General features: G+C 52.8%; 23 protein-coding genes and 1 pseudogene. 8 read left to right on the top strand and 16 right to left on the bottom strand.

Going from position 1 to position 23016, the window contains the following annotated elements; all coding sequences use genetic code 11:
- Window positions 1-76: 76 nt before the first annotated feature.
- Together pdxA and rsmA are read left to right on the top strand one after the other, a co-directional pair.
- On the top strand, window positions 77-1108 hold the full coding sequence (pdxA, locus tag AB1611_17670; protein MEW6381412.1) for a 4-hydroxythreonine-4-phosphate dehydrogenase PdxA: 1032 nt from the start codon (window positions 77-79) through the stop codon (window positions 1106-1108).
- The gene (gene rsmA, locus AB1611_17675) at window positions 1105-2037 is read left to right on the top strand and encodes a 16S rRNA (adenine(1518)-N(6)/adenine(1519)-N(6))-dimethyltransferase RsmA (GenBank protein ID MEW6381413.1); all 933 of its coding nucleotides are present in this window, start codon (window positions 1105-1107) and stop codon (window positions 2035-2037) included. The genes pdxA and rsmA overlap by 4 nt, the downstream gene beginning before the upstream one ends.
- Here rsmA and AB1611_17680 read toward each other — a convergent pair.
- Genes AB1611_17680 through AB1611_17690 form a run of 3 tightly spaced genes read right to left on the bottom strand, consistent with a single transcriptional unit; the run spans window position 1973 to window position 4827 of the window.
- A complete protein-coding gene (locus AB1611_17680) occupies window positions 1973-3274 on the bottom strand; it encodes a stage 0 sporulation family protein (protein ID MEW6381414.1) in 1302 nt (433 codons plus the stop codon). The genes rsmA and AB1611_17680 overlap by 65 nt on opposite strands.
- 37 nt (window positions 3275-3311) lie before the next feature.
- Window positions 3312-4322, bottom strand: coding sequence for a DNA polymerase III subunit delta' (holB, locus tag AB1611_17685; protein ID MEW6381415.1), 1011 nt, complete (start codon window positions 4320-4322; stop codon window positions 3312-3314).
- Window positions 4294-4827: a MogA/MoaB family molybdenum cofactor biosynthesis protein gene (locus AB1611_17690; protein MEW6381416.1), complete on the bottom strand. Its 534-nt coding sequence runs from the start codon at window positions 4825-4827 to the stop codon at window positions 4294-4296. Before AB1611_17690 ends, holB begins: the two co-directional genes overlap by 29 nt.
- Window positions 4828-5089: 262 nt before the next feature.
- On the opposite strand from AB1611_17690, the gene AB1611_17695 reads away from it, so the two are divergent.
- Together AB1611_17695 and AB1611_17700 are read left to right on the top strand one after the other, a co-directional pair.
- Window positions 5090-5317 (top strand): UPF0175 family protein, encoded by a 228-nt coding sequence (locus AB1611_17695; protein ID MEW6381417.1) that lies wholly within the window; start codon window positions 5090-5092, stop codon window positions 5315-5317.
- A gap of 77 nt (window positions 5318-5394) precedes the next feature.
- A complete protein-coding gene (locus tag AB1611_17700; GenBank protein MEW6381418.1) occupies window positions 5395-5679 on the top strand; it encodes a hypothetical protein in 285 nt (94 codons plus the stop codon).
- Between the two features lie 82 nt (window positions 5680-5761).
- On the opposite strand, the gene AB1611_17705 is transcribed toward AB1611_17700, so the two are convergent.
- The 4 genes and pseudogenes from AB1611_17705 to AB1611_17720 form a co-directional block, all read right to left on the bottom strand.
- Entirely contained in the window at window positions 5762-6130 is a 369-nt protein-coding gene (locus tag AB1611_17705) for a DUF5615 family PIN-like protein (GenBank protein ID MEW6381419.1), read from the bottom strand.
- Window positions 6127-6357: a DUF433 domain-containing protein gene (locus tag AB1611_17710; protein MEW6381420.1), complete on the bottom strand. Its 231-nt coding sequence runs from the start codon at window positions 6355-6357 to the stop codon at window positions 6127-6129. Before AB1611_17710 ends, AB1611_17705 begins: the two co-directional genes overlap by 4 nt.
- 123 nt (window positions 6358-6480) lie before the next feature.
- Window positions 6481-6585 (bottom strand): annotated as a pseudogene (locus AB1611_17715) (IS3 family transposase).
- Window positions 6586-6917: 332 nt separating this feature from the next.
- On the bottom strand, window positions 6918-7913 hold the full coding sequence (locus tag AB1611_17720; GenBank protein ID MEW6381421.1) for an RluA family pseudouridine synthase: 996 nt from the start codon (window positions 7911-7913) through the stop codon (window positions 6918-6920).
- A gap of 838 nt (window positions 7914-8751) precedes the next feature.
- Here AB1611_17720 and AB1611_17725 point away from each other — a divergent pair.
- Window positions 8752-10740 (top strand): hypothetical protein, encoded by a 1989-nt coding sequence (locus AB1611_17725; protein ID MEW6381422.1) that lies wholly within the window; start codon window positions 8752-8754, stop codon window positions 10738-10740.
- 97 nt (window positions 10741-10837) lie between these two features.
- Here AB1611_17725 and tatA read toward each other — a convergent pair whose 3' ends face one another.
- The 8 genes from tatA to AB1611_17765 all read right to left on the bottom strand — a co-directional run bounded on the left by tatA (window position 10838) and on the right by AB1611_17765 (window position 17074).
- Window positions 10838-11068, bottom strand: a complete 231-nt coding sequence (tatA, locus tag AB1611_17730) for a twin-arginine translocase TatA/TatE family subunit (GenBank protein MEW6381423.1) — start codon at window positions 11066-11068, stop codon at window positions 10838-10840.
- A gap of 24 nt (window positions 11069-11092) precedes the next feature.
- Complete coding sequence (locus AB1611_17735) at window positions 11093-11236, bottom strand: hypothetical protein (protein MEW6381424.1); 144 nt, start codon at window positions 11234-11236, stop codon at window positions 11093-11095.
- Complete coding sequence (locus tag AB1611_17740) at window positions 11205-11855, bottom strand: formate dehydrogenase subunit gamma (protein ID MEW6381425.1); 651 nt, start codon at window positions 11853-11855, stop codon at window positions 11205-11207. Before AB1611_17740 ends, AB1611_17735 begins: the two co-directional genes overlap by 32 nt.
- A gap of 3 nt (window positions 11856-11858) precedes the next feature.
- The gene (locus tag AB1611_17745; GenBank protein MEW6381426.1) at window positions 11859-12665 is read right to left on the bottom strand and encodes a 4Fe-4S dicluster domain-containing protein; all 807 of its coding nucleotides are present in this window, start codon (window positions 12663-12665) and stop codon (window positions 11859-11861) included.
- Window positions 12666-12671: 6 nt separating this feature from the next.
- Complete coding sequence (gene fdnG, locus AB1611_17750) at window positions 12672-15656, bottom strand: formate dehydrogenase-N subunit alpha (protein MEW6381427.1); 2985 nt, start codon at window positions 15654-15656, stop codon at window positions 12672-12674.
- 186 nt (window positions 15657-15842) lie between these two features.
- The gene (locus tag AB1611_17755) at window positions 15843-16286 is read right to left on the bottom strand and encodes a hypothetical protein (protein MEW6381428.1); all 444 of its coding nucleotides are present in this window, start codon (window positions 16284-16286) and stop codon (window positions 15843-15845) included.
- The gene (locus tag AB1611_17760; GenBank protein MEW6381429.1) at window positions 16283-16477 is read right to left on the bottom strand and encodes a helix-turn-helix domain-containing protein; all 195 of its coding nucleotides are present in this window, start codon (window positions 16475-16477) and stop codon (window positions 16283-16285) included. Before AB1611_17760 ends, AB1611_17755 begins: the two co-directional genes overlap by 4 nt.
- Window positions 16478-16690: 213 nt before the next feature.
- The gene (locus AB1611_17765; protein ID MEW6381430.1) at window positions 16691-17074 is read right to left on the bottom strand and encodes a GxxExxY protein; all 384 of its coding nucleotides are present in this window, start codon (window positions 17072-17074) and stop codon (window positions 16691-16693) included.
- 287 nt (window positions 17075-17361) lie between these two features.
- Here AB1611_17765 and purL point away from each other — a divergent pair, with 287 nt between their 5' ends.
- The 3 genes from purL to AB1611_17780 all read left to right on the top strand — a co-directional run bounded on the left by purL (window position 17362) and on the right by AB1611_17780 (window position 22858).
- A complete protein-coding gene (purL, locus tag AB1611_17770) occupies window positions 17362-21183 on the top strand; it encodes a phosphoribosylformylglycinamidine synthase (GenBank protein MEW6381431.1) in 3822 nt (1273 codons plus the stop codon).
- Between the two features lie 54 nt (window positions 21184-21237).
- Entirely contained in the window at window positions 21238-21645 is a 408-nt protein-coding gene (locus tag AB1611_17775; protein ID MEW6381432.1) for a hypothetical protein, read from the top strand.
- Window positions 21646-22063: 418 nt separating this feature from the next.
- Complete coding sequence (locus tag AB1611_17780) at window positions 22064-22858, top strand: amidohydrolase family protein (protein ID MEW6381433.1); 795 nt, start codon at window positions 22064-22066, stop codon at window positions 22856-22858.
- Window positions 22859-22865: 7 nt separating this feature from the next.
- On the opposite strand, the gene AB1611_17785 is transcribed toward AB1611_17780, so the two are convergent.
- The coding region (locus tag AB1611_17785) for a V-type ATP synthase subunit D (GenBank protein ID MEW6381434.1) at window positions 22866-23016 on the bottom strand (151 nt) is incomplete at its 5' end.

A 23016-nucleotide genomic window follows, 5' to 3' on the forward strand; every position in this document is an offset into this window, starting at 1 on the left:
TTGCTATAATTAGGAAAAGCAAACGATATGCCATACGAATTATTCACTATTTTCACCTCAAACGAGAGGAGGGAGAATGTCAGAGGAAATGTCCCGAAAAGAGGCTGTTATCGGTATAACTATGGGGGATGCGGCCGGGGTCGGCCCTGAAATCATTGTCAAGTTCTTTCACCAGGAGATTGCGCCAAGGCACTATCGCAGCCTGGTGATCGGGGATGCGGGTATTTTGCAGGAGGTGGCCGGCCGTCTGGGGATCGGGCATTCTCTGAGCTTTCACTCCATTTCTTCGCCCCGGGAGGCTGATTTTGACCGGGCCGGCGTCAATGTTCTGAATCTGAACAATATCTCCCTGGACGAAGTAAAGATTGGACAGGCCGGATCAGCCTGCGGCAGGGCATCGGTGGAGTACGTCGAGCGGGCTATTGCCCTGTGCCTGCAGGATGAAATTCAGGCCATGGTTACTGCGCCGATCAGCAAGGAAGCCATCCACCTGGCTGGCTGTCAATTTGCCGGTCATACGGAAATGCTGGCCCATCACACCAGGACCCGGGATTTTGCCATGATGCTGGCAGGAAGAGGGCTTCGGGTAGTGCTGGTCACCACGCATGCGGCTATTGCCGAGGTTTCGGCAATGATCAGCGAGGAGCGGATTTACCGGATAATCCGGCTGACCGACGAGTGGCTCAGGAAATTTTACCCCGCGGAGCGAAAAATAGCGGTCTGCGGACTGAATCCCCATGCAGGAGAAAGCGGATTGTTTGGCCGGGAGGAAATCGAGGCTATCTCACCGGCCATAGCACGGGCCAGAGCCGAAGGTATACCCGCTGAAGGCCCCTACCCTGCCGACACGCTTTTTTACCAGGCCCAAAAGGGAATTTTCGGCGCTGTGGTGGCCATGTATCACGATCAGGGACTTATCCCTCTGAAAATGCTGGCTTTCGATGTCGGGGTCAATATTACCCTCGGCCTGCCCATCATCCGGACCTCGGTGGATCATGGCACTGCCTACGATATCGCCTGGCAGGGAAAGGCGAACATATCGAGTCTTTCGGCTGCGGTGGAAATGGCCGGGTATCTGGCCCGGCAACGTCAGGAGGCGAAAAAATGACGGACTCTCTCCGGCGCAAGGTGCAGGACACCCTGGCGCGATACGGGATATTTCCCCAAAAAGGCCTGGGCCAGAATTTCCTGGTAAGCGATCAGGCGCTTTTGCGGCTCCTGGCTGAAGCTGCCCTGTCAGCCGGGGACATGGTCATCGAGATCGGTGCCGGATTGGGCCAGATCACCCGCCTGCTTGCCGAAAAAGCCCGGTGGGTCATTGCCCTGGAATTCGATCCGCGGCTTATGGCTATCCTCCGGCAAGAGCTTGCACCCTTCGGCAACGTTACCCTGATCCAGACCGATGCAGCCTGCTGCTCCTATCAGGAAGTCATAGAGCATTTTCCGGAGCAGGAGGAGGGAGGTGTGAACATCGAGAAAGGAGAAAGGAAAATCAAAGTGATCGGCAACATTCCCTATTATGTGGCCGTTCCGATTCTGGTTCATCTCGAAGAGATCAGGGACCGCATCTGCCTGATTATTACCACCATCCAGAAGGAACTGGCCGAGCGGGTCATGGCCCGGCCCGGAGAGAAAGCCTACGGAGAGCTGAGCATCCGTCTTCAGTACCGCTATTGGATCGAAAAGGTCAGCCATCTTCCGGCAGAAGCCTTTTATCCCCGTCCCAAAGTGGCTTCGGAAATCATTGCTCTTCGGCCCATCGATAACCCGCAGGTGTCTGTCCAGGATGAGGCTCTTTTCTTTCGCCTGGTGCAGGCTGCTTTCTCCCAGCGCAGAAAAACCCTGCTGAATGCCTTAAGTGCTCATCGGGAACTGGGGGTCCGGCGGGAAGAGTGGCCTGCCCTCTTCACCCAGGCCCATATTTCCCCTCAGCGCCGGGGTGAGACCCTCTCGCTCGCCGAATTTGCCAGTCTCAGCGACCTTGTTTTCCGCCATCGTGCTGCTTCGCATCCTGCTGCTGCTTCGGGGGCTTCTTAGCGGGTTTTTTCTGTTCCCCTTTCATGCGCTGAACAGCCGATCCTTCGACCTTGAGCACCCTTCCGTCAGGAAATTCCACAAAGACCAGCCCTTTCAGGATATCAAAGGAAACCACCTTGCCCTCTTCGTTATTCAGGAGAACCCGCTCACCCAATTTGGGAAGTTTCTTGCGGACTTCCTCATAGGTGGCAGCCTCATAGACCAGACAGCACATGAGCCGTCCGCAAATGCCCGATATTTTCCCCGGATTCAGGGTCAGGCACTGATCTTTGGCCATGCGGATCGAAACCGGCTCAAAGTCGCGCAGGAACAGAGAACAGCATAACTGCCGTCCACAGCAGCCAAAACCGCTGATCATCCTGGCCTCATCCCGGACACCGATCTGGCGCATCTCGATGCGGGTCCTGAACCGGACAGCCAGATCCTTGACCAGGTCCCGGAAATCGATGCGGCCTTCAGCCGTGAAGTAAAAAACCGCCTTGCTGCCATCAAAGGAATACTTCACTTTGATCAGCTTCATGGGCAGGCCCCGCTCGATAATCTTTTTCTGGCAGATCACCTGGGCCTTCTTTCCCATTTCCTCATTTCGTCTGGCCTGATCGAGGTCCTGAGGTGTCGCCTTGCGGCTGATCCGCTTGAGAGGTTTGCGGCCCTGCTTTTTGCTCCGCGTGGCGGAAAGCCTGAATACCCTGGCTATCTCTTCACCTTTGTCCATCTCAACGATGCAATAATCTCCGATCCGCAGATCAATGCCATTTTGGAGGTAGTCATAGGTTTTTCCCGTTGGTTCAAATCTGACACCGATGACCCCGGCTTCGCCAGGCTCATCAATCTCCCCGGCATCGGTGTCTTTTGATGCTGCCTCAGCCTCTTTCCCGTTCTTCGGCCCGGAATCTGTCTGCCGACTCTGGTCCTCGATCTCTTCGATCATCTCCGGAGTAATGAATTCATCGTCAACAATTTTAGTTTTAACCTCGACGACTTCATTTCCACTGGCCGGGTCCGCGACCACGACGACCTCGACGATTTCCTCGCTTCCTGCGATGTCATCACTGCCAATGTCACCATCGACCAGAAGCTGATCGTCAATCACCTGGTCATCAGAGGGTTGATCATCAGGCAACTGCTCGCCATGCTCATCCTGCCCTTCAAGCTCATCGCTGGCCAGTTCCCTGCCCTGCGACCCGTTCTTTGCTGATTCTATTTTTTCAGGGTTATTATTTTCTTCTCTGCTCATGAATCTATCCTGTCCCGCTCTTGACTTAGGAGGCATTCTATTCACTGCTGGCCGCAAGTCTCATCATCATGGTCTCAAGCGCCAGTTGTTTGTTCACATTCCGCTGCAGGGCAGCACATGTTTCCTCGATCTGGTGCAGGTTTTTCTCAATCTGGCGGATGGGTAATGTCCGGGACTGCTGATGAATGTTTTCTATCCGATCATTGTTGATTAAACTGTCTCCATCCCTGGTTATTTTGTATTTCCAGAGATCATAATACCAATATATCCAAAGGTCAAGCAATTGCTGAAGGCTATCGGGGTCTTTATTGTCAGCCAGTTTTTTGGCCTGGCTGAATAAAACCTCGATGCCCGCCGATGACCCCAGGCTTTCCAGCAGGTGAAAAATTTCCTCCCGCTTCTCCTGCAAACCGGCCACATCGAGCGTTTGGGCTTTGCCAAGACTCCCGCCGGCCAGGTGAGCCACAAGGCGTGCCGTATCCGGAGGAAGAGCCATGCGCTCTGCTATCAGACGCTCAAGATCATGATTGGGCAGAGGGGAAAACTGAACAATCCTGCACCGGGAGCGAATAGTCGGCAGAATTTTATCAAGGCTTCCGGTCACCAGGATCAGGAGCATGTCCGCCGGAGGCTCTTCCAGGGTTTTGAGCATCGAATTGGCGGCGGAAGCGCTCATCCGGTCCGCCTGATCGATAATGCACACTTTCCGCCTTGCCAGATAGGGCCGGTAGCGGATAGCGGCCTGAAGATCCCGGAACTGTTCGACTTTCAGGGTTACTCCATCCGGCTCAACCAGAAACAGGTCCGGATGGATCCCCTTGTCGATCCTGCGGCAGGAGTCACAGAGGCCGCAATAATCCCCCTTCCGCTGAAGGCAGTTGACCGCCTTGGCCAGGCCAAAAGCGGTGAGTTTTTTGCCGACACCGTCAGGGCCGGTAAAAATATAAGCATGAGAGATGGCCCCTTTCAGCAGCGAAACCTGCAGGAAGCGGACAGCCCTGTCCTGGCCGACAATCTGACTAAAGGACATGCGGATTGCCTCCGGCATGCGCATCACCTTTGCCGCAGTCGCTCGGATCACCTTTCAGCTTGGCAATGGCATGAGGAATAGCCGGGAGGGCAACCTCAAGGCATTCCCTGGCCCCATTGGGGCTTCCCGGAAGGTTCAGGATGAGCGATTCCCGGCGGGTTCCGCAAATGGCCCGCGAGATCATGGCATGAGGGGTTTTGGCCATGCTTTTCATTCTCATGGCCTCGGCAAAGCCGGGCACGAGCCGGTCAACCACCTCGCTAGTGGCTTCGGGCGTTACGTCCCGGGGGCTCAGGCCCGTTCCCCCGCTGGTCAGAATCAGGTCACATCCCGGCCTGGCATCGGCAAATTGCCTGATCGCCTTCTGAATGGCTTCCTTCTCATCAGGCACGACCTCAAGGCCGACTACCTCATACGTCTGGTCCTGCTGATCCTGAAGAAGCTGCCGTATGGCCGGACCGCTCCGGTCAGCCCGCTCTCCCCGGGCACCTTTATCGCTGGTAATGATAATCGCTGTGCGAATGGTCATATGCTTCGATCCTTGTAAGGATAGTGGTCAGTTACCAAAAAATTGGCGGGGCGAAAAGCCCCACCATCCACCAATAGTGAACGCATTATATCATATACGGCCGGTATACCAAAGAAAAGAAATAGGAGCTTCAGAAGTCAGGAGATGACATTTTCATGGTAAAATATCTCCCTGATACTGAACATATATCCATTTCCAGGCATTTAGCGTATAATAATGAATAGCCTGATTCTCTAAATTTAGGATCAATCCGGAAATGGTAGAAGAAGCCATGAAATACCCATGGGAAAAAAATCCTGAGCTTCATAAGGCTGTAGTTATGGATGCCTACTTAGATGAGAAGATTAACTTAACCAGGGCTTCGGAGCTTCTTGGGATAAGCGGGTTAGAGCTTGAAAGGGAATTAAAGCAAAAAGGGGTTCCCATCAGGCATTTATCTCAAGAGGATATAGTAGCTGAAGTTGAAGCGATAAAAGAGTGGTAAGATATGGAAGTCATTGTTGATAATACAGTGTTTACAAATTTTGCTTTGGCAAAGCGTGAGGATATATTAAAAAGAAGGTGTTTGAAGATAATCTTTTCACTTCTGAGGCGGTGCTGGCAGAGCTTCAACAAGGTGAGGAAAAAGGTCTTCTACCACAAAGAGACTGGAATTGGGTCACGGTACTCAGAATTGAATCCGAACAGGAGAAATACAGCTTCGATCTCTTTGGGCATCGGTTGGGAAAAGGAGAGTCAGCTTGTTTGAGTCTGGCTGCTAATCGCCATCTGAAAGTGCCAACAGATGACCTCGATACGAGAAGATTGGCTCAGAGGAGAGGAATACCCGCGTTTCGGGAACCATAGGCGTGCTTGTTGCCGCTGTTAAAAAAGGCATTACTTCACGCAGAAGAAGGTAATAGCCTTCTTCAGAATCCGTCTCTTTAAGTCATTGAGCAAGAGGCAAAATACGTGCTCTGGCTTTGGTCTCATCCAAAACAACCGGAGCTCCCTGTTCGAGTAATGACCTGTGCTGATGTAAAGCGCGAATTACAATTCCCTCGAGATGTCCTGGTGTTACGTCCTGTGTCCGGACCTGGAAAACGCTGGGACCCTCACCTCGCGTGACAGCCAAAATAGCGCCAAAATCAAGATCGTGCGTGAAAACAATATAATTGTTAGCGCGTGCCCAGGCCATAATAGTAAAATCCGATGCATGGGGATCACCAACCGTTGACCAATGAATCGCCTCCAATCCATTGCGCTTCAAAACAGTAACCCACTCCGGCGACAAATTTACATCGATAAGCAGTTTCATGCCTGAGTCACCGGTATATCAATCTCTTCCACTCGCCAGGCGGCATAGGCCAGCGCTTCATGGATATCTTCTTCCTCCAGATATGGATATAATTTCAAGATCTCGTTCACCGAATGTCCGGAGGCAACAAGCCCGACGATAGTACCTGCGGTGACACGGAGGCCACGGATACAGGGCTTGCCACCCATTACTTCTGGATTAAATGTTATCCGTTTTAATTGCAGCATCGTTATGTTTTCCTCTCCTAAAAGATTCGATTCACCTGTTAATGTCATTTAATACAGTGGACTCGGTTGTCAAGGCAAAAAGTTAGAGTTTCTTTACCTCTTTACCTCACCCCAATAGACCGCTTCCAAGCTGGTTGACAGTTCCCAGGAGATCACATAGCGGCTGAACCAATCAAGAATAGCCACCAGGTACAACCACCCCTTTTGCATCTGGATATATGAGCTATCCGTAAGGATAATGGCCGTCCGTTCATCCTCTCTCCATGAGAAGGAAAGCGGTATCGTGCTACCGCAGTCCGAAGCGGCTGCCGCCGCAGAAGGCAGAGGCCATATCATAAGGGCATAATAGCGTTGTCTCCACGGAGAAGGGGATAGGTTAGCGGGGTTCATTCTGTAAGTACCATTCGGCCATAGGTGAAATGTTAAATTCATTTCAGATTACTCTTCTTCCTCGGTTCAATAACTTATACCATTTCTCGATTCAATCGTGGCATAAGTATCCTTGATCCCCTGACTCCCGGCTCCTTGCCTTCCGCCCACTGCTGACCACTGGCCACTGCTCACTGGCCACTCTCTTCCCTGATCTCCCGCAGCAGGTCCAGCAGGTGTGCCAAATCTTCCGGCAGGGGGGCGGTGAATTCCAGGTAGTTTTTCCGCTCAGGGTGGATAAAACCCAGGCTTTCGGCATGCAGGGCCTGACGCTTTAGGTTGGCAATGGCATGACACACTTTCTGATACTTTCTGCTGGATGGAGGAGGCGGGTTGCGGTGTCCGTAGACCGGGTCTCCCACCACCGGATGGCCGAGGGAGCTCAGGTGAACCCGGATCTGGTGAGTCCGGCCAGTCTGAAGGGATATCCGCAGGAGGCTGAAACCGGGGAAAACCTCTTCCACCGCATAGCGGGTAATGGCCAGCCGCCCCTTTCTGGTCACGGTGGACATTTTCTTCCGGTCAGTAACATGGCGGCCGATCCGGGTTTCAATCTCCCCTTCCGACTGGGGCATCTGGCCGTAAATAAAAGCCTTGTAAACCCGCTTGACCGTCCTGGCCCTGATCTGCTCACTCAGGCTGCGGTGCGCGGCATCGGTTTTGGCCACAAGCAGAAGGCCCGACGTGTCCTTATCAAGCCGATGAACAATGCCAGGTCTCATCTCCCCGCCGATCCCGGACAGAAACCGGCAGTGATGAAGCAGGGCATTCACCAGGGTCCCGCTGTAATTTCCGGCTGCCGGATGGACCACCATGCCAGCCGGTTTATTGACCACAATGATCGACTCATCCTCATAGACAATGTCAAGGGGAATATCCTGGGGGAGAACCCGGGCTTCCTGTGGCTCAGGCAGGGTGATCTCAACCCTGTCGCCCGGCCTGAGCAGATAGCTTGCCTTACCTGTAACCAGGCCATTGACCGTGACCTGATCCATTTCCAGAAGCTTCTGGATCTGCGACCGGGAAAGATCGAGTTCCTGCTGCTGGCTCAGAAAGCGGTCAATCCGCTGATGAGCCTCGTGTGGCTGTATGGTGAACTGATGGGACCTTCCTGTATTCATGCTCATGGTTTGTCTCTCAAGAAGGAGTATAACGGAAAGCCCTCTCAGAGTAAATAGCTTCTTCCTGCTATTAGGTGAAATTTTTTTCATACTTTCATAACTAATTGTTTATCAATGTTAAATTATCCCATTATAAGATATAGTATCTGTATATTTTTTCATATTTTTAATTCTGGACTTTTACATAATCATTAGTTTTTATGTCAATTTATTAAAAAATTATAATTTTTGGCAAATATTTATAATTAAAGTAAATAAAATTAAGATGGCATAATTTTTGCAGTATTAATAAAAAGATTTAATTATCCCCCCCTGGTAAATAACAACTGATATATCCACATAGTGACATTTTGGAAGCTCATTTTCCGAGATAGTCGACTTTCTGAGGTAGTTCCTCTTTATTTAAAAAATTAGACCTTTTTCAACAGGGTAAGTAAGGGAAACACGGTGGGGTAAATCCGCGCCCTGTTAGGATCAGTAAATAGATCGTGTGCAGTATTGGTAAGGTAAAAGCTCCAGCATGCATCTCCATCTGTCTGACTTTGCAATGGCATCTTACTGGGCGGGTCGCGTGTCCATCAACCGAAGGGCGCTGCTGCGTCAGCGCCTGTTGAAGGGCTCACCCCGTATGGCCGTCCACATACCCTAAATTCTCTATCACCTGAACAGTCGGCCAGATTCGATGGGGAGGGGGTGAGATAATGAGAGTTAATGCTCTTTGTACTTTGAAAGGGGGTGATCCTTGATACAAGAGCGAGGGTTAACTGATTTGAATTACTGAATTTGAGGTTACAAAAATTCTTACCAGGTTAAAGTCTAGGCTAAGGGAAGGAGAGAAAAAGATATGAGACGGTCTTTATCATTGTTAGTAATTTTAATGATGGCAGTCGGCTTTTTGTCCTTAGTAATTTCACCAGCCCATGCAGACACATATACCTATACTACAGACGCTGATTTCGATCAGGGTACTTTGACCAATGTGGTCCATGATCCGGCTGATCAACTGCAGCTCGATGATACGACTTCGGCATCCCATTTCATCTGGGTAGCTGTCTCTTCCAAAGGAACGGTTGTCAAGATCAACACCCGAACTCATCAAATCGTAGGTGAATATCAAACTGCCCCCAATGGCATGGGCATGAATCCATCCAGAACTACCGTAGATGCCGATGGCAATGTATGGGTAACTAACCGCGATGAGTATGGCTATGTACCATCAGAAGGCCAGTGGATGGGATCCGTGACTTATATAGGTTCACCGGAGACACGCTGGATAGACCGCAATGGTAATGGGGTCTGTGATACCTCCACCGGATTGGGTGATGTTAAATCATGGACGAACGCTGGTGGTGCTGATACCTATGGCGGGACATCCACTGCGGAGGATGAATGCATTATTCACTATGTACGGGTTCACTCCACAGGTGCCCGCCATGTTTCGGTGAATGAGGATAATGATGTCTGGGTCAGCGGTACAGGGGGTAGTAATTTCGATCTTATAGATGTTGAAACCGGAACAATTAGCCGCACCGAAAATTCAATCGGTTGTGGTGGATACGGCGGCTTGTACGATCAAAACGGCGTTATCTGGTCGGCAACTCCAGGTTCTTTGCTGCGATGGAATACATCCAGTCCCTTAAGTACCGGTACCTGCATTAATCATGGTTATTATTGCTATGGTCTGGGCATCGATAGTCAGGGTAATGTATGGAATAGTTCGCTGTATAACAACCAAATCTGGAAGTACGCACCTGACGGCACTCCGCTCGGCACTTATAACCACGGAAGCGATAGTGCCCAGGGATGCGTCGCCGGCAATAACGATCATATCTGGGTAGCCCATAGCTTACTTGGACCTTCAAGCACGGTTGGTCACATTCTCAACAATGGTACCTACATTGGCAACGTGTTTCTTGAGCAGGGAGCCGGGCCTACCGGCGTAGCAGTAGACGCGGATGGTTATATCTGGGCCACCGGCTATTATAGTGGAAAGGTATATAAAATCGATCCTTCTGCAGGACCTATCGGAGCTGATGGAGTGACACCGATAGGTGCGGTTGTGTGGACAAGCCAGAACCTTGGCGGCAACCTCTACGACTACAGCGATATGACTGGAAGCACTCTTATTGTCCCGCCGAATAATGGAACCTGGACTGTGATTACCGATAGCGGGGAAGCAGGTGCCGAGTGGGGGAAAATCGACTGGACTTGTGATACCCCGGGGGATAGCTCCCTGACTGTCTCAGTAGCCAGCAGTGATGATTCGTCTGCTTTCGGACCACTAGTTGATGTAACTGATGAGCAGGAATTGCCCAACACCGGTCGATACCTGAAAATCCAGGTAAGTTTTAGTCGAAGTACGACAGATAGTGATGGTGATGGCGTTAAGGATAGCCCCATCCTGTATGACCTGACAGTCATGACCAATGAGCCCCCGGATTGCTCACAGGCGTATGCTGATAACGGATGCCTGTGGCCACCCAATCACAAGATGGTTCCCGTGAGCATTCTTGGTGTTACCGATCCTGACGGTGATCCGGTGACCATCACGATTACCGCTATTACCAGCGATGAACCTACTGCTTCTGATCCGGGTTCTGGCGGCGCCAAACATTCTCCGGATGCACAAGGTGTTGGAACCGGTACGGCTAAGCTCCGGGCTGAACGTTCCGGACCTGGAAATGGTCGAGTTTATGAGATTACCTTTACTGCCAGCGACGGTAAGGGAGGAGAATGTGAAGGCACGGTGCAGGTTAAAGTGCCGCATGATCAGAGCACACCCTGTACTGCCATCGATGACGGACAGAATTACAACGCTACTGAGATCAATTAGTAATTGGTGGCTAGGTTAAGGTAGATAGAAAAATTATGGGGAAAGCAGGATGCCGCTTTCCCCTTTTTTTATTCCTTCTTCAAAACCACACCGATTCTTATTCCTTCTCCTTCTGAGCGGTATCATCATCCTGGAGCAGTTTTTTGCCGCTCTCTTTATCCTCCCTGCTCTCCTTGATTTCCTTGTTCTCCTTGCCGCCCACTCCCGCTTTGAAATTGCTGATACCCTTGCCGAGAGCACCGCCAATCTCAGGCAGTTTGCCCGCCCCAAAGATAATCAGAACGATAACGAGTATGACTACCAATTCCGGCATGCCGACACCAAACATCGTGGTTACCCTCCTTACTTTTGCTCAACCGCCCCCCGGCTCTGCCTCCTGTGGCTCCCGGCTTCTCCTCACTGACCACCGGCAGATGTCTTTTCTGACCACTGGCCACTGACCACTGGCCACTGATGACCACTGATCACTGACCACTCCCTTTCTTTGCCTCGACATGCTCCCGGTACCATTTTCCGTGCTGCAGGCGCAGCCAGCCTTTCGTGGCCCAACCAAACGTCATGGCCTGGAGGCTGCCGGGATTGCAGATGGTTCCGAAATAGGCATGGACCATCCAGGCGGAGAAAAAGAAAATACCACCGAAAGAGTGAACCGGGTAGCAGATACTGATCCATGCTTTATTGAAATAATGGGCGGTCGGCGCCTGCCACATGGTCCAGCCGGTCACGCCCATGATAATTCCCATAATGATTGTAAAGAAATACATCCCCTTCTGCCCCGGATTAAACCGGCCGGATTCGGGCACCTTTGCCTTCCACAGGTATCCGCCCATATTGCGTATCCAGTCGATATCGTCGCTGTCGAAGTGGGCTGATTCCCTGAACATGGCCAGGAATATCATGACCACCGAGACCAGAAAAACGATGCCGGTATAATTATGCACCAGCACCGCAGCCCGAAGGCCGCCGAAAAATTCCGCAAAGTGGATAAACTTTTTGGAATAAAAAGCCAGGCCCGTAAAGACCAGAAGCAGCCAGCTCAGAGCCAGAAGCGTATGAGACAGGCGCTCAAACCAGCTCGAAACCTTGACCAGACCCAACTTATCGTAATCAGCCATTGGTCAATCGCCTCCTTCCCTTTCGGTAAGTTTTGGCCCGTGCAGAACATAATGGAAGACCACAAAGCCAAGCCCGCCCAAAACCGAGGCCAGCCCGACGGGCTTAAGCCAGTCTTTCCACAGCTTGACCGACAAAGGCACCTGGGGATCAGCGGGCAGTCCCTCGTATTTGCTCCGGTCATACTTCAGAACATACATCACTCCAAGGCCGCCGCACTCATGCTCTCCGTACAGGGATGCCTCCCGGTATCCTTTTCCTTGCAAGGCTTGAATCCGCTGACGGGCTCTGGCAACCAGTTCATCCCGCGGGCCGAACTGAATCGCCTGGGTGGGGCAGGCCTTGGCGCAGGCCGGAATCAGGCCGTTGGCGATCCGGTCATGGCACAGGTTGCACTTTGCAGCCCTGCGCTCTCTGGCATCGAAGCGGGGAATCTCAAAGGGGCAGTTCTGCGTGCAGTAGCCGCATCCCGTGCAGTAGGTACTGTCAAGAACAATCACCCCGTCCTGGTTCCGGTAGAGGGCTCTTGACTCAGGGCACACTTTCAGGCAGGTGGCATCCTGACACTGCATGCACTGCACTTTACGAAAAAGCCACTCGAATCCGCCGGCCGGCAGTTCATGCTCCGTAAACCGCACCCGCGTCCAGGTGATCAGGGACAGGTCAGCAGGGTTCTCGTAGCTGCCCCTGGTTTTCCAGGTTTCTTTCGGCTCAGCCGGCAGTTTGTTCCACTGCTTGCAGGCCACCTGGCAGGCCCGGCAGGCCATGCACCGTGAAGTATCCAGTAAAAGACCGATCCGTTCCTTGCTCATGGCTGTCTACACCCCCTTCCTGACATTGCATAAGAATGCCTTGTATTCGGGTATTCTGGTGTTCGGATCGCCGATATTCGGCGTCAGGACATTGGCCGGATCTCCGGTAGCCAGGCCAGCATAGCCGTAGCACCAGGGGAGGCCGATCTGATGGACCGTGCGGCCGTTGACCGGAAATGGTCTGAACCGGGCGGTGACCATGGCCACAGCCCTGATCGATCCTCTGGCCGATGAGATGGTGCACAGGTCTCCATTATTGATACCCTTCTCTTTGGCCAGTTCCCTGGACAGCTCGACAAACATCTCCGGCATCAGCTCACACAGCCACGGCTGCCAGCGGGTCTCGATCCCGCTCTGCCAATGTTCGGTGATCCGGTAGGTGGTGGCCACGATCGGAAACTCCCGCTGGTCGCCTCTCCTGTCGAGGTCGGTATTATAGCCGAGGAACACACAGGGGTTGATCTGCTGGGGTGAAAAGATATTATCCACCGGGCTTTCGTACGGCTCGTAGTGCTCCGGAAAGGGTCCATCGGCCATATCCGGACCAAAGAGCCGGGCATGTCCCTCGGTTCTCATGATAAAGGCCCCGACATTGTCCGCAGGGAGGACTTTCTTGCCATAATCCGGCACATCTCCCTCCCACTGCTGCATGGTCTCGTTCCACCAGATGACCGCCCGGTCAGGGTCCCAGGGACGGCCCTTCGGATCGCAGGATGCGCGGTTATAGATAATTCTCCGGTTAAGCGGCCAGCACCAGGACCAGCCGGGATACAGGCCGATGCCGGTCGGATCGTCCTTTCCCCGCCGGGCCATCATGTTGCCCGCTTCGGTGAAGCTGCCCGAATAGATCCAGCAGCCTGATGATGTGGTGCCATCTTCCAGGCATTGGGTGAAATTATCCAGCAGCCTGCCGGAAGAAAGATCATAGCCGTTGATTTCTCTGGCAACCACAGCGGCACTTGGCTTGTCGGGAGAGCCCATTTTCCAGGAAAGTTTAGTGATTGGATCAGGGAATGGTCCGGCATCCTGGGCATAGAGTTTTTTCAGCCGCAGCATGAGGGCATTGATGATCCACAGGTCTGATTTTGCCTCTCCCGGCGGCTGCTCGCACTTATTCCGCCATTGGGCCCACCGGCCGCTGTTGCTGATGCTCCCCTCTTTTTCGGCTGATGAGGCGGCGGGAAGGAGGAAAACTTCGGTTTTGATCGCCGAAGGGCTCACCCCCGGCCGCTTCCAGAAAATGGAGGTTTCGGTCTCGAAGATATCCGTGCAGACCAGCCAGTCAAGTTTCTCCAGGGCTTTTTGCTCCATCAGGGCATTGGGCCCGCTCACCGCCGGGTTCTGGCCCCAGCAGAAAAGCCCCCTGATTTTTCCCTGGTACATGCTCTGAAAGATAGACATATGAGAGTAATTGCCGGAGGCCTTTGGCAAAAGGTGAAAGGAGAACTCGTTTTCCGGGGTGGCGTTCTCCCCATACCAGGCCTTGAGCAGGCTGATCATGAACTTGGGGTAATTTTTCCAGTAGTTGACGCTTTTCGGGTCTTTCGATACCGGCGTGCACCGGTCGAGGTAAGCCTGAAGGGTGGCGTCCTTGTCAACCGGTGCCTTCAGGTACCCGGGCAGAAGATGAAAGAGCAGGCCATAATCCGTTGACCCCTGCACATTCGGCTCACCGCGCAGGGCATTGACTCCGCCGCCGGCGATGCCGATATTGCCCAAGAGAAGCTGCAGGATGGCAAAGGCGCGGATTATCTGTGTGCCGGTTGTGTGCTGGGTAAAGCCCATGGCATACATGATCGTTCCAGCTTTACGGGGGTCTCCCGTAGCGCAAAAGGTCCTGGCCACTTCCAGGAATTTATCCCTGGGAGTTCCGGTGACCTTGCAGACCGTGTCGGCGTCATAGCGGGCAAAGTGGCTTTTCAGCAGTTGGAATACACAGCGGGGATCCTGGAGAGTCCTGTCCTCACGGGGAATGCCGTTTTCATCGAGCTGGTAGGCCCAACTGGAGTTGTCATACTTTCTGGTGGTCTGATCATAGCCGGAAAAAAGACCCTCGGAGAAGGAGAAATCCGGAGAGATCAGGTGGCCGGCATTGGTGTATTCCACGACATATTCGTGATTGTAAAGCTGATTTGTGAGGCAGTAATTAATCAGCCCGCCGATAAAGGCAATATCCGTTCCGGAGCGCAGCGGGGCGTAAATATCGGCCAGGGCCGAGGTGCGGGTAAAGCGCGGGTCCACACTGATGATCCTGGCCCCCCGCTCATCCCTGGCCCGAAGAACCCAGCGGAACGACATGGGGTGGTTTTCCGCGGCATTGCTGCCCATGACGATAATGCAGTCACTGTTTTTCAGATCGATCCAATGGTTGGTCATTGCTCCTCTGCCGAACGACTCTGCCAGAGCCGCTACCGTAGCGGAGTGTCAGACCCTGGCCTGGTGATCGAGATTAACGATCCCCAGGCTTCTGGCAAACTTGGCCAGGGCATAGCATTCCTCATTATTGAGCGCCGCCCCGCCAAGGTTGGCGATCCCTTCGGTCCGGTTGACAAGCAGGCCGTCCCCGGTCATGGTGGTAAAGGTAGTGTCCCTCGTCTCCTTGACCTTCCGGCTGATTCTGTCCAGAGCCCAATCCCAGTCCTTTTCCTCCCAGGTGCTGCCTCCCGGAGCGCGGTAGAGGACTTTGCGAAGCCGGTACTCGCTGTGAGCCTCCTGATAGAGGGCCGAACCCTTGGGACAGAGGGCCCCCTCATTGATGGGCGAGTCAGGATCTCCCTCGGTATTGATGACCTTTCCATCGACGGTATGCACAATAATGCTGCACCCGCACGAGCAGTAAGGACAAATGGTGGTGGTTTCCCTGGCATAGCTGATTTTGAGGGGATGAGCATTCGCCGATACACCCGAAAGATCAAACCCCAGGGAGCCCAAGGCCGCACCTGCTGCGGCTGCACCTGATATTTTCAGGAAACCTCTTCGGCTCAGATCCATTGAGTCCTCCTCTGAAAAAGGGTTGACGGTCGATAGTGCTGACCTGACTTGGGTCCGGAAAAGTTTTGGTGCTTTATATGCATGTGGCTTATTTGCAGAGCGGGTATTTGCATGTAATATAAATATATGCAAGATATATGCCTTCATGGGAGGAATAATAATCAAGGGCTCATGGTCCCTCCTCTTCTATTTCATCAGGGTAAGCAGAGTGAAAATAGCTGCTGTATAGGCAATCAAAAGACCAGCAACCCAACCTACTACCCATTTAATTGTGCTGGATTTTGCTTGTCCTATCTCCGATCTGACCTTCTCTATTTCCAGCTTGACCGATTCAATCTCTTTGGTCAGCTTAAGCTCAGTTTCTTTGATCTCTCCCCGTACCTGCTCTATTTCTTTGGTCAGTTTAAGTTCTGCTTCTTTGATTTCTCCCCGTACCTGTTCAATCTCTTTGGTCAGCTTAAGCTCAGTTTCCCGGATATCCCCTTTTACTTCCCGGATATCCTCTTTTGTTGCCAATTCCCGTTTATGATCGCTTATCAGTGCTTCAATATCTCTCACCGCTGCCTGAGCTTTTTCCTTGCCGAAGGTTCCTGAGAAGATATCAAACAGTTCTATTGCCTCGATACTCATCTTGTGGTCACCTTCAGGTTACTTGCCTTTTTAAGAAAATCGTCTACATCTGACCTGTAGATTCGGTAATCTCTGCCGACTTTGGCCGCTCTCAACTGTCCTGTCTTGATAAGTTTAAAGACAGTCGGTCTCGTAACCTTGAGGTATTCCATAACCTCTTTTGTGGTTAAGATTTCCTCTTGTTTTACCATTATTATCAATACCTTTCATGTATTAATATTAATTATGAATAGTCCTTTATCACTTTTTATAATTATAACTTATCATTTATCGGCACGTCAAGCAAGTAATTCAACCTGCCGAGTCAATCTGCAAATTTTCCCAGATTGCAAATGATTACAATAAGCCGCTATAACACTGTATAGTATTATTTCTCCCGCAGAGACGCAGAGACGCAGAGGATATCATTCTTTCAAGCCATTGACACATCGGGTAATACCGGCTTTCATCAGGGCTTCGCCAAAGTTGAGCAGATAGCCAAGCTTGCACCCTGTAAGTCGCAGATAGGTCTGTACCTGCTTCTTATGTGCTGCTGTCACCTTCTCAATCGATTTCACTTCCAGGATAACCTTGTCATTAACAATGATGTCCGCACGGAACCCTTCGTCAAACTTGATGTTTTTGTACTGGATCGGCAGAGGAACCTGCCGTTCAACCTTCAGCCCTCGATCCTGCAATTCCCGAGCTAAGACGATTTCGTACACGGTTTCAAGGTGCCCCGGACCAAGCTCGCGATGCACGGCAATAGCACAATCAACCACCATTGTCCCTATATCATTTTCGTTCATTCTCTGCGCCTCTGCGTCTCTGCGGGAGATCGTTCCCCATCATTCATACAGTGTTATAGCGGGTTATTGAATAATTATACGACAGATTCATTGCCGGAGACCTTACCATTCCCCTTGCCTTTACCGCCCTCCGATATTATAATAGCCCCTGCTGATAGTTATCCATACTTTTTCGATATTCAAGTTTTTCTGATATATGAGCCAATACTGAAGTCCTGCTCATGGAGGATATTTTCTGCCCGATAAGGCGACTTCATCACCAGTATGGGCAAATGGAGTATAGATATATGATTCTGACTTTGCAATCCAGCCTGGACAAGCAAAAGTATTACGTGCTGGAGTTCCAGACATCTGACCGCAACCCTGCCCAGGCTCCTTCCGGGCCAGAGGCAGCAATGAAGTCCTCTTCAGGTCCGGTTCCGGTTTCCGGGGTCTCCTCCGGCCTTGACCCGGAGACTCTGGACCGGATTGCCTGGCTGTTTCAGGCCAGGCCGGTTTCCATCAGAACGGGGTTATTTATCGGCCCCCGCAGGGAAATGGTAACTCCCTGGTCAACGAATGCGGTGGAAATCCTGAAGAACACCGGCATCTCCGGCATCATCAGGGCTGAGGAGTTCATGCTGGTTGAGCCTTCATCCTCATCAGGAAACCAGCCGCCGGACATCGACCCCATGCTTCAGGAAGTATACCACCGGATTGACGATCAGCTCTTTGCCCCGCAGATCAAGCCCGTGCCCGTCCGGCAGATCGAAGATATTGCCGCCTATAACCGGGAAGCGGGCCTGGCCCTTTCCGACCAGGAAGTTGACTACCTGACATCCTATGCCCGGAAAGCGGGCCGCCATCTGACCGATGCCGAGCTGTTCGGCTTTGCTCAGGCCAATTCCGAGCACTGCCGGCACAAGATATTCAAGGGTAAATATGTTCTGGACGGCCAGGTGCAGCAGTTGTCCCTTTTTGACTGGATCCGGCAGACCTCGTTGCAGAATCCGGCCAATATTGTCAGTGCCTATTCGGACAATGTGGCCTTTTTTAAGGGCCCGGTCGTGGAGCAGTTTGCCCCGGATGAATCGGGCCGCTTCAGGGTGCGGGAGATCGAATCGACCTTAAGCCTGAAGGCTGAAACTCACAACTTTCCGACCACGGTCTGTGCCTTTCCCGGCGCTGCCACCGGCACGGGCGGCGAGATCCGCGACCGCATGGGAGGGGGCATCGGTTCTCTCCCCGGCGTTGGCACAGCCGGATATCTCACCTCCTATGCCCGCATGAGTGATCTTCCCTGGGAGGATGCCCTGCCCGCCCGCGAGTATCTCTACCAGGACCCGGCCACGATCCTGATCCAGGCATCCAACGGCGCGTCAGATTATGGCAACAAGTTCGGCCAGCCGCTGATCGCCGGAACGGTCACTACCTTCGAGCACACAACCGGCGAGGTATTCTGGGGTTTCGACAAGGTAATCATGCTGGCCGGAGGCGTGGGCCAGGCCAACATCCGGCATGCCCACAAGAAGGTTCCTGCCAGGGGGGACCGGGTCATCCTGCTGGGAGGGGATAATTACCGGATCGGCATTGCCGGAGGGTCGGTCTCTTCGGTCAACACGGGCGAGATGGAAAAGAAGCTCGAACTGAATGCTGTCCAGCGGGCCAATGCCGAGATGCAGCAGCGGGTTTACCGCGTGCTCCGGGCACTGGCCGAGGATGCTGATCACAATCCGGTTGTTTCCCTGCACGATCATGGTGCAGGCGGCCACTTCAACTGCTTCTCGGAGCTTCTCGAACAGTGCGGCGGCGTTATTCTCATGGACCGGCTGCCCCTGGGTGATCCCACCCTGTCTGACCTCGAGATCATCGGCAACGAATCCCAGGAGCGCATGGGGCTGATCGTTCCGGAATCGGCAGTGGAGCGCATCCTGAAAATCGCCGACCGGGAGCGCTGCCCCTGCTTTGTGGTCGGAACCTGCACCGGAGACGGCAGGCTGGTTTTCCAGTGGGAGGACAGGCATGCTCTGAACGGGGAGGGCAATAATACCCCGGTTGACCTGGACCTGAAGTTTCTCTTTGGCAATCCTCCCAAAACTGAAACCCGGGCCGAAACGATTGAGGTAAACTTCCCTCCGGTCACCATTCCCGAAGCATCCCTTGAGGAGCACCTTCGGCGAGTGCTCCGGCTGACCAAGGTGGCCAGCAAGGAGTGGCTGACCCATAAAGCGGACCGCTCGGTGACCGGCCTTGTGGCCCAGCAGCAGACCGTCGGCCCCTGTCAACTGCCCCTTTCGGATGTGGCTGTCAAGGCCCTTGATTACACGGGAAATCACGGTCTGGCCCTGGGGATGGGAGATAACCCGATCTGCGGTCTGGTCAGCCCCGAAGCCGGAGCGCGGATGTCAGTGGCCGAAGCCCTCCTGAACATCGTCTTTGCACCGTTAGTCAAGGGGCTCGATTCGGTGGTCCTCAGCGCCAACTGGATGTGGCCGTATAACCAGCCTGGAGAAAAGGCCAGTCTCTACCGGGCGGTCCGGGCCCTGGGAGAGGTCTGCCTGGGACTTGGGATCGCCGTGCCGACAGGCAAGGACTCCCTGTCCATGTCCCAGCAATACCCTTCGGGGATGGTGGTCCGCTCTCCCGGAACGGTCATTGTCACCGCAGCCGGATGGTGCGATGACCTTACCCATATCGTTACCCCGGACCTGCAGCGCAGGGAAAAAACCGGCCTGGCCTATATCCCCTTCCAGAAACTTCCCGACGATCCTTCGGCCTGCCTTGGCACCAGCAGCCTGGCCCAGGTGTATAACCAACTGGGCGGCAGCGCTGGCCAGGTGCCCGATCTTCGTGACCCCCGGCTCTTTAAAACCTGTTTCAACACGATCCAGATGCTCCTTGGCCAGGGACTGATCCTGGCCGGGCACGATGTTTCCACTGGAGGCATAATCACTGCCCTGTGCGAGATGGCTTTTGCGGGAAACTGCGGCCTGGAAATCAATTTTCCCGATAATATGCTCTTTTTCGAGGGTCCGGGGGTGATTATTCAATACCCGATCGAGGCCCAGGAAAAGATTCTGGCTCATTTTACCAGGGCGATGGAATTTTACCCGATCGCCCGGCCTGATTTCGATGATCTGACTATCAGGACTCAGAGCGGGAGCCTGCGGGTCGGAATGGAAGAGCTGCGAAGAGTCTGGCAAAAGACTTCCTATGAGATGGAGCGGCTCCAGATGAATCCGGCTGTAGCCGATGAAGGATTTGCCCATTTCGGCACACCGCTGAAAAGTTTTGCCTTTCCGGCTGACTTTGATCCAATGCGCTATCCGCGGCCTGCGGCCTCATCTTCGTCGCCGCTTCCTGTCCGGGCGGCTATTATCAGAGAGAAGGGGACCAACGGAGACCGGGAAATGGCCTACGCCCTGCACATGGCCGGGTTCGAGGTCCGGGACGTCACCACCACCGACATTACCTGTGGACGGGAGACGCTGTCTGATATCGGGTTCATTGTTTTCTGCGGCGGATTTTCCAATTCGGATGTCCTTGGCTCTGCCCGTGGATGGGCAGGCATCTTCCGGTATAACCAGACAGCCCGCACCGTGCTCCGGGACTTCTACCAGCGGCAGGATACCCTGTCCCTGGGCATCTGCAACGGCTGCCAGTTGATGACCCAGCTCAATCTGATCTATCCGGCCTATGAAGAGAGCAAACAGCCGAAACTCCTGCCGAACAGGTCGAATATTTTCGAATCACGGTTCCTGACCGTGGACATAGCTCCCTCCCCGGCCATTCTGCTTCAGGGTCTGGAAGGATCGTGCCTTGGAATCTGGGTAGCTCACGGAGAGGGGAGATTTTCCTTTGGCGGCAGCAGGGAGGAATACATCATTCCGGTTACCTATTCAGCTCCCCATTATCCGGCCAATCCGAACGGTTCACAGTTCGAAGCAGCCGCCATCTGCTCTGCCGACGGCAGGCACCTGGCCATGATGCCCCATCCCGAACGCGCCCTTTTCCCCTGGCAGTGGGGATACTATCCCCCTGCTGAAAAAGGCCGCCATCCGGTTACCCCCTGGGTAATGCTCTTTGCGAATGCCAGGAACTGGATTCAGGCCCGGCAAGGGGGCAAATGAATAATGAGCAATTAACCATGACCTGAAGAAATAAACCACACTTTGGAGGTTCCTATGAAAAAAGTTATTACTGTACTCACCCTGAGCTTTATGTTCATCATTATCCTATTCTCCTGCACGAATTCCCCGAAAAATGATACTTCCCTGGCTGCCTCGGAAACAGAAAAGAAGCTGGTGGGGAAATGGAAACTGCTTCATGCCGATCCCACCCAGGAGAACCCTCCCGAGGATCTGACCTACATCCTGAATCCGGACCTCACCTGTGTGCTGGAATTCACGAACGATAAAAAGGAAAAACAGAAGATTGAAGGCACCTATAAGGTCGTTGAAGACCGGCTGCAATTCTTCAGGCAGGAGACATTGAGAAAAGAATTTCAGGTTCAGTTCCAGGGGAACGATACGCTCCGGCTGACTGAGCCCAGCTCCAAAAATTCCATGACCCTGGCCAGAGCGGGAGAGTAGGGTAAGGGAGAGTGAATTAAGGAGAGGCAGCCGCCTGGCAGCGGATGTCTCGACAGCTTTCTCTATTTTATTTGCTGGTTTTCGAGTTCTTCTTCGGATATGCCGGTAGAATCCTGGATAATTTTAGGGTCAATCCCCTGCCTGGAAAAGCTTCCTGGCAGCCTCCAGTCTCCCTATTCGCTCACCTTAATCTCTTTTTTCCATCTTATTTTCTCACCGGCTCCCTATTTTTTCAACGTGAGGAATATCTGTCTATTCCATAATTTTATTCACAATCTCTCGATCTTATGGTATAATGATTGCTCTAACCTCAAAATCCCCCAGGCAGAAGCATTTCCCCAGGTGCACTCGTGTGCAAGTATGCCTTATGGGGTTAGATATGGAAGGAAGGAGAAAATGAGGAAGGAGAAACAAAACCATGATTATCGATGTCCACACCCATGCTTTCCCAGATCATATTGCTTCGATAGCCATTGAGAAGTTAGAAAATTCATCCAGGACCAGGGCTTATCTCAATGGGACGACTGCCGATCTGCTCAAGTCTATGGACCGGGCAGGTATCGAAATTGGCGTCGTGGCCTGCGTAGCCACTGCACCGGCTCAGTTCAATTCCATCCTGAGCTGGTGTCAGTCTATAGCCAGTCCCCGGCTTATTCCGCTCCCTTCTGTGCATCCTGAATCCCCGAATGTCAGGGAAGAAGTTCGCAAAATCAGGGAGGCGGGCTTTGTCGGCCTCAAGCTCCATGCTGAATTTCAATCTTTCTCCCTCGATGAGGAGCGGATGTACCCGATTTATGAGGAAGCAACGAACAGCGGCCTTCTGATCCTGTTTCACTGCGGCTATGATATCAGCTTTCCCGATTCTGAACGGAGCAGTCCGGACAAACTGGCCCAGGTCCACAGGGATTTTCCGGAATTGCCAATCATCGCCTCCCACCTGGGAGGGTGGCGGCAGTGGGACAAGGTGCTGCATCATCTCGTCGGCAAGGATATCTATCTGGACACCAGTTATACCATAGGCTATATCGATAAGGATTCACTGCGGACGATTCTCACCTATCATCCGCCAAACAGAATCCTGTTCGGTACGGATTCCCCCTGGAAGGATCAGGAGGAAGAGATCAGGCTGATTAATTCACTGGATATCTCATCAGCCTTCAAGGCGCACATCCTGGGCCAGAATGCCAAGGAGCTGTTTCAGATTCATGCTTGATGATGGATCAGGGCATGCTCAGATCAGGATACAGGTCTTTAGCGCGTTTGAGCTGGAAGAACTCTTCGCGTTCTTTTTCTTCGAGGGTATTTTCGAGGTATTTGATGGTTTCGCGGTATTCTGGGATAAAGAGGTAGTTGAGGGAGTTGGCGCGGCGC

It is taken from the genome of bacterium (assembly GCA_040755755.1).
GTDB lineage: Bacteria > SZUA-182 > SZUA-182 > DTGQ01 > DTGQ01 > DTGQ01.

Coding starts and splice junctions, on each gene's coding strand:
- pdxA (MEW6381412.1), top strand. CDS start 77: ATGTCAGAGGAAATGTCCCGAAAAGAGGCTGTTATCGGTATAACTATG.
- rsmA (MEW6381413.1), top strand. CDS start 1,105: ATGACGGACTCTCTCCGGCGCAAGGTGCAGGACACCCTGGCGCGATAC.
- AB1611_17680 (MEW6381414.1), bottom strand. CDS start 3,274: ATGAGCAGAGAAGAAAATAATAACCCTGAAAAAATAGAATCAGCAAAG.
- holB (MEW6381415.1), bottom strand. CDS start 4,322: ATGCCGGAGGCAATCCGCATGTCCTTTAGTCAGATTGTCGGCCAGGAC.
- AB1611_17695 (MEW6381417.1), top strand. CDS start 5,090: ATGGTAGAAGAAGCCATGAAATACCCATGGGAAAAAAATCCTGAGCTT.
- AB1611_17705 (MEW6381419.1), bottom strand. CDS start 6,130: ATGAAACTGCTTATCGATGTAAATTTGTCGCCGGAGTGGGTTACTGTT.
- AB1611_17710 (MEW6381420.1), bottom strand. CDS start 6,357: ATGCTGCAATTAAAACGGATAACATTTAATCCAGAAGTAATGGGTGGC.
- AB1611_17720 (MEW6381421.1), bottom strand. CDS start 7,913: ATGAGCATGAATACAGGAAGGTCCCATCAGTTCACCATACAGCCACAC.
- AB1611_17725 (MEW6381422.1), top strand. CDS start 8,752: ATGAGACGGTCTTTATCATTGTTAGTAATTTTAATGATGGCAGTCGGC.
- tatA (MEW6381423.1), bottom strand. CDS start 11,068: ATGTTTGGTGTCGGCATGCCGGAATTGGTAGTCATACTCGTTATCGTT.
- AB1611_17735 (MEW6381424.1), bottom strand. CDS start 11,236: ATGTCGAGGCAAAGAAAGGGAGTGGTCAGTGATCAGTGGTCATCAGTG.
- AB1611_17740 (MEW6381425.1), bottom strand. CDS start 11,855: ATGGCTGATTACGATAAGTTGGGTCTGGTCAAGGTTTCGAGCTGGTTT.
- AB1611_17745 (MEW6381426.1), bottom strand. CDS start 12,665: ATGAGCAAGGAACGGATCGGTCTTTTACTGGATACTTCACGGTGCATG.
- AB1611_17755 (MEW6381428.1), bottom strand. CDS start 16,286: ATGAGTATCGAGGCAATAGAACTGTTTGATATCTTCTCAGGAACCTTC.
- AB1611_17760 (MEW6381429.1), bottom strand. CDS start 16,477: ATGGTAAAACAAGAGGAAATCTTAACCACAAAAGAGGTTATGGAATAC.
- AB1611_17765 (MEW6381430.1), bottom strand. CDS start 17,074: ATGAACGAAAATGATATAGGGACAATGGTGGTTGATTGTGCTATTGCC.
- purL (MEW6381431.1), top strand. CDS start 17,362: ATGATTCTGACTTTGCAATCCAGCCTGGACAAGCAAAAGTATTACGTG.
- AB1611_17775 (MEW6381432.1), top strand. CDS start 21,238: ATGAAAAAAGTTATTACTGTACTCACCCTGAGCTTTATGTTCATCATT.
- AB1611_17780 (MEW6381433.1), top strand. CDS start 22,064: ATGATTATCGATGTCCACACCCATGCTTTCCCAGATCATATTGCTTCG.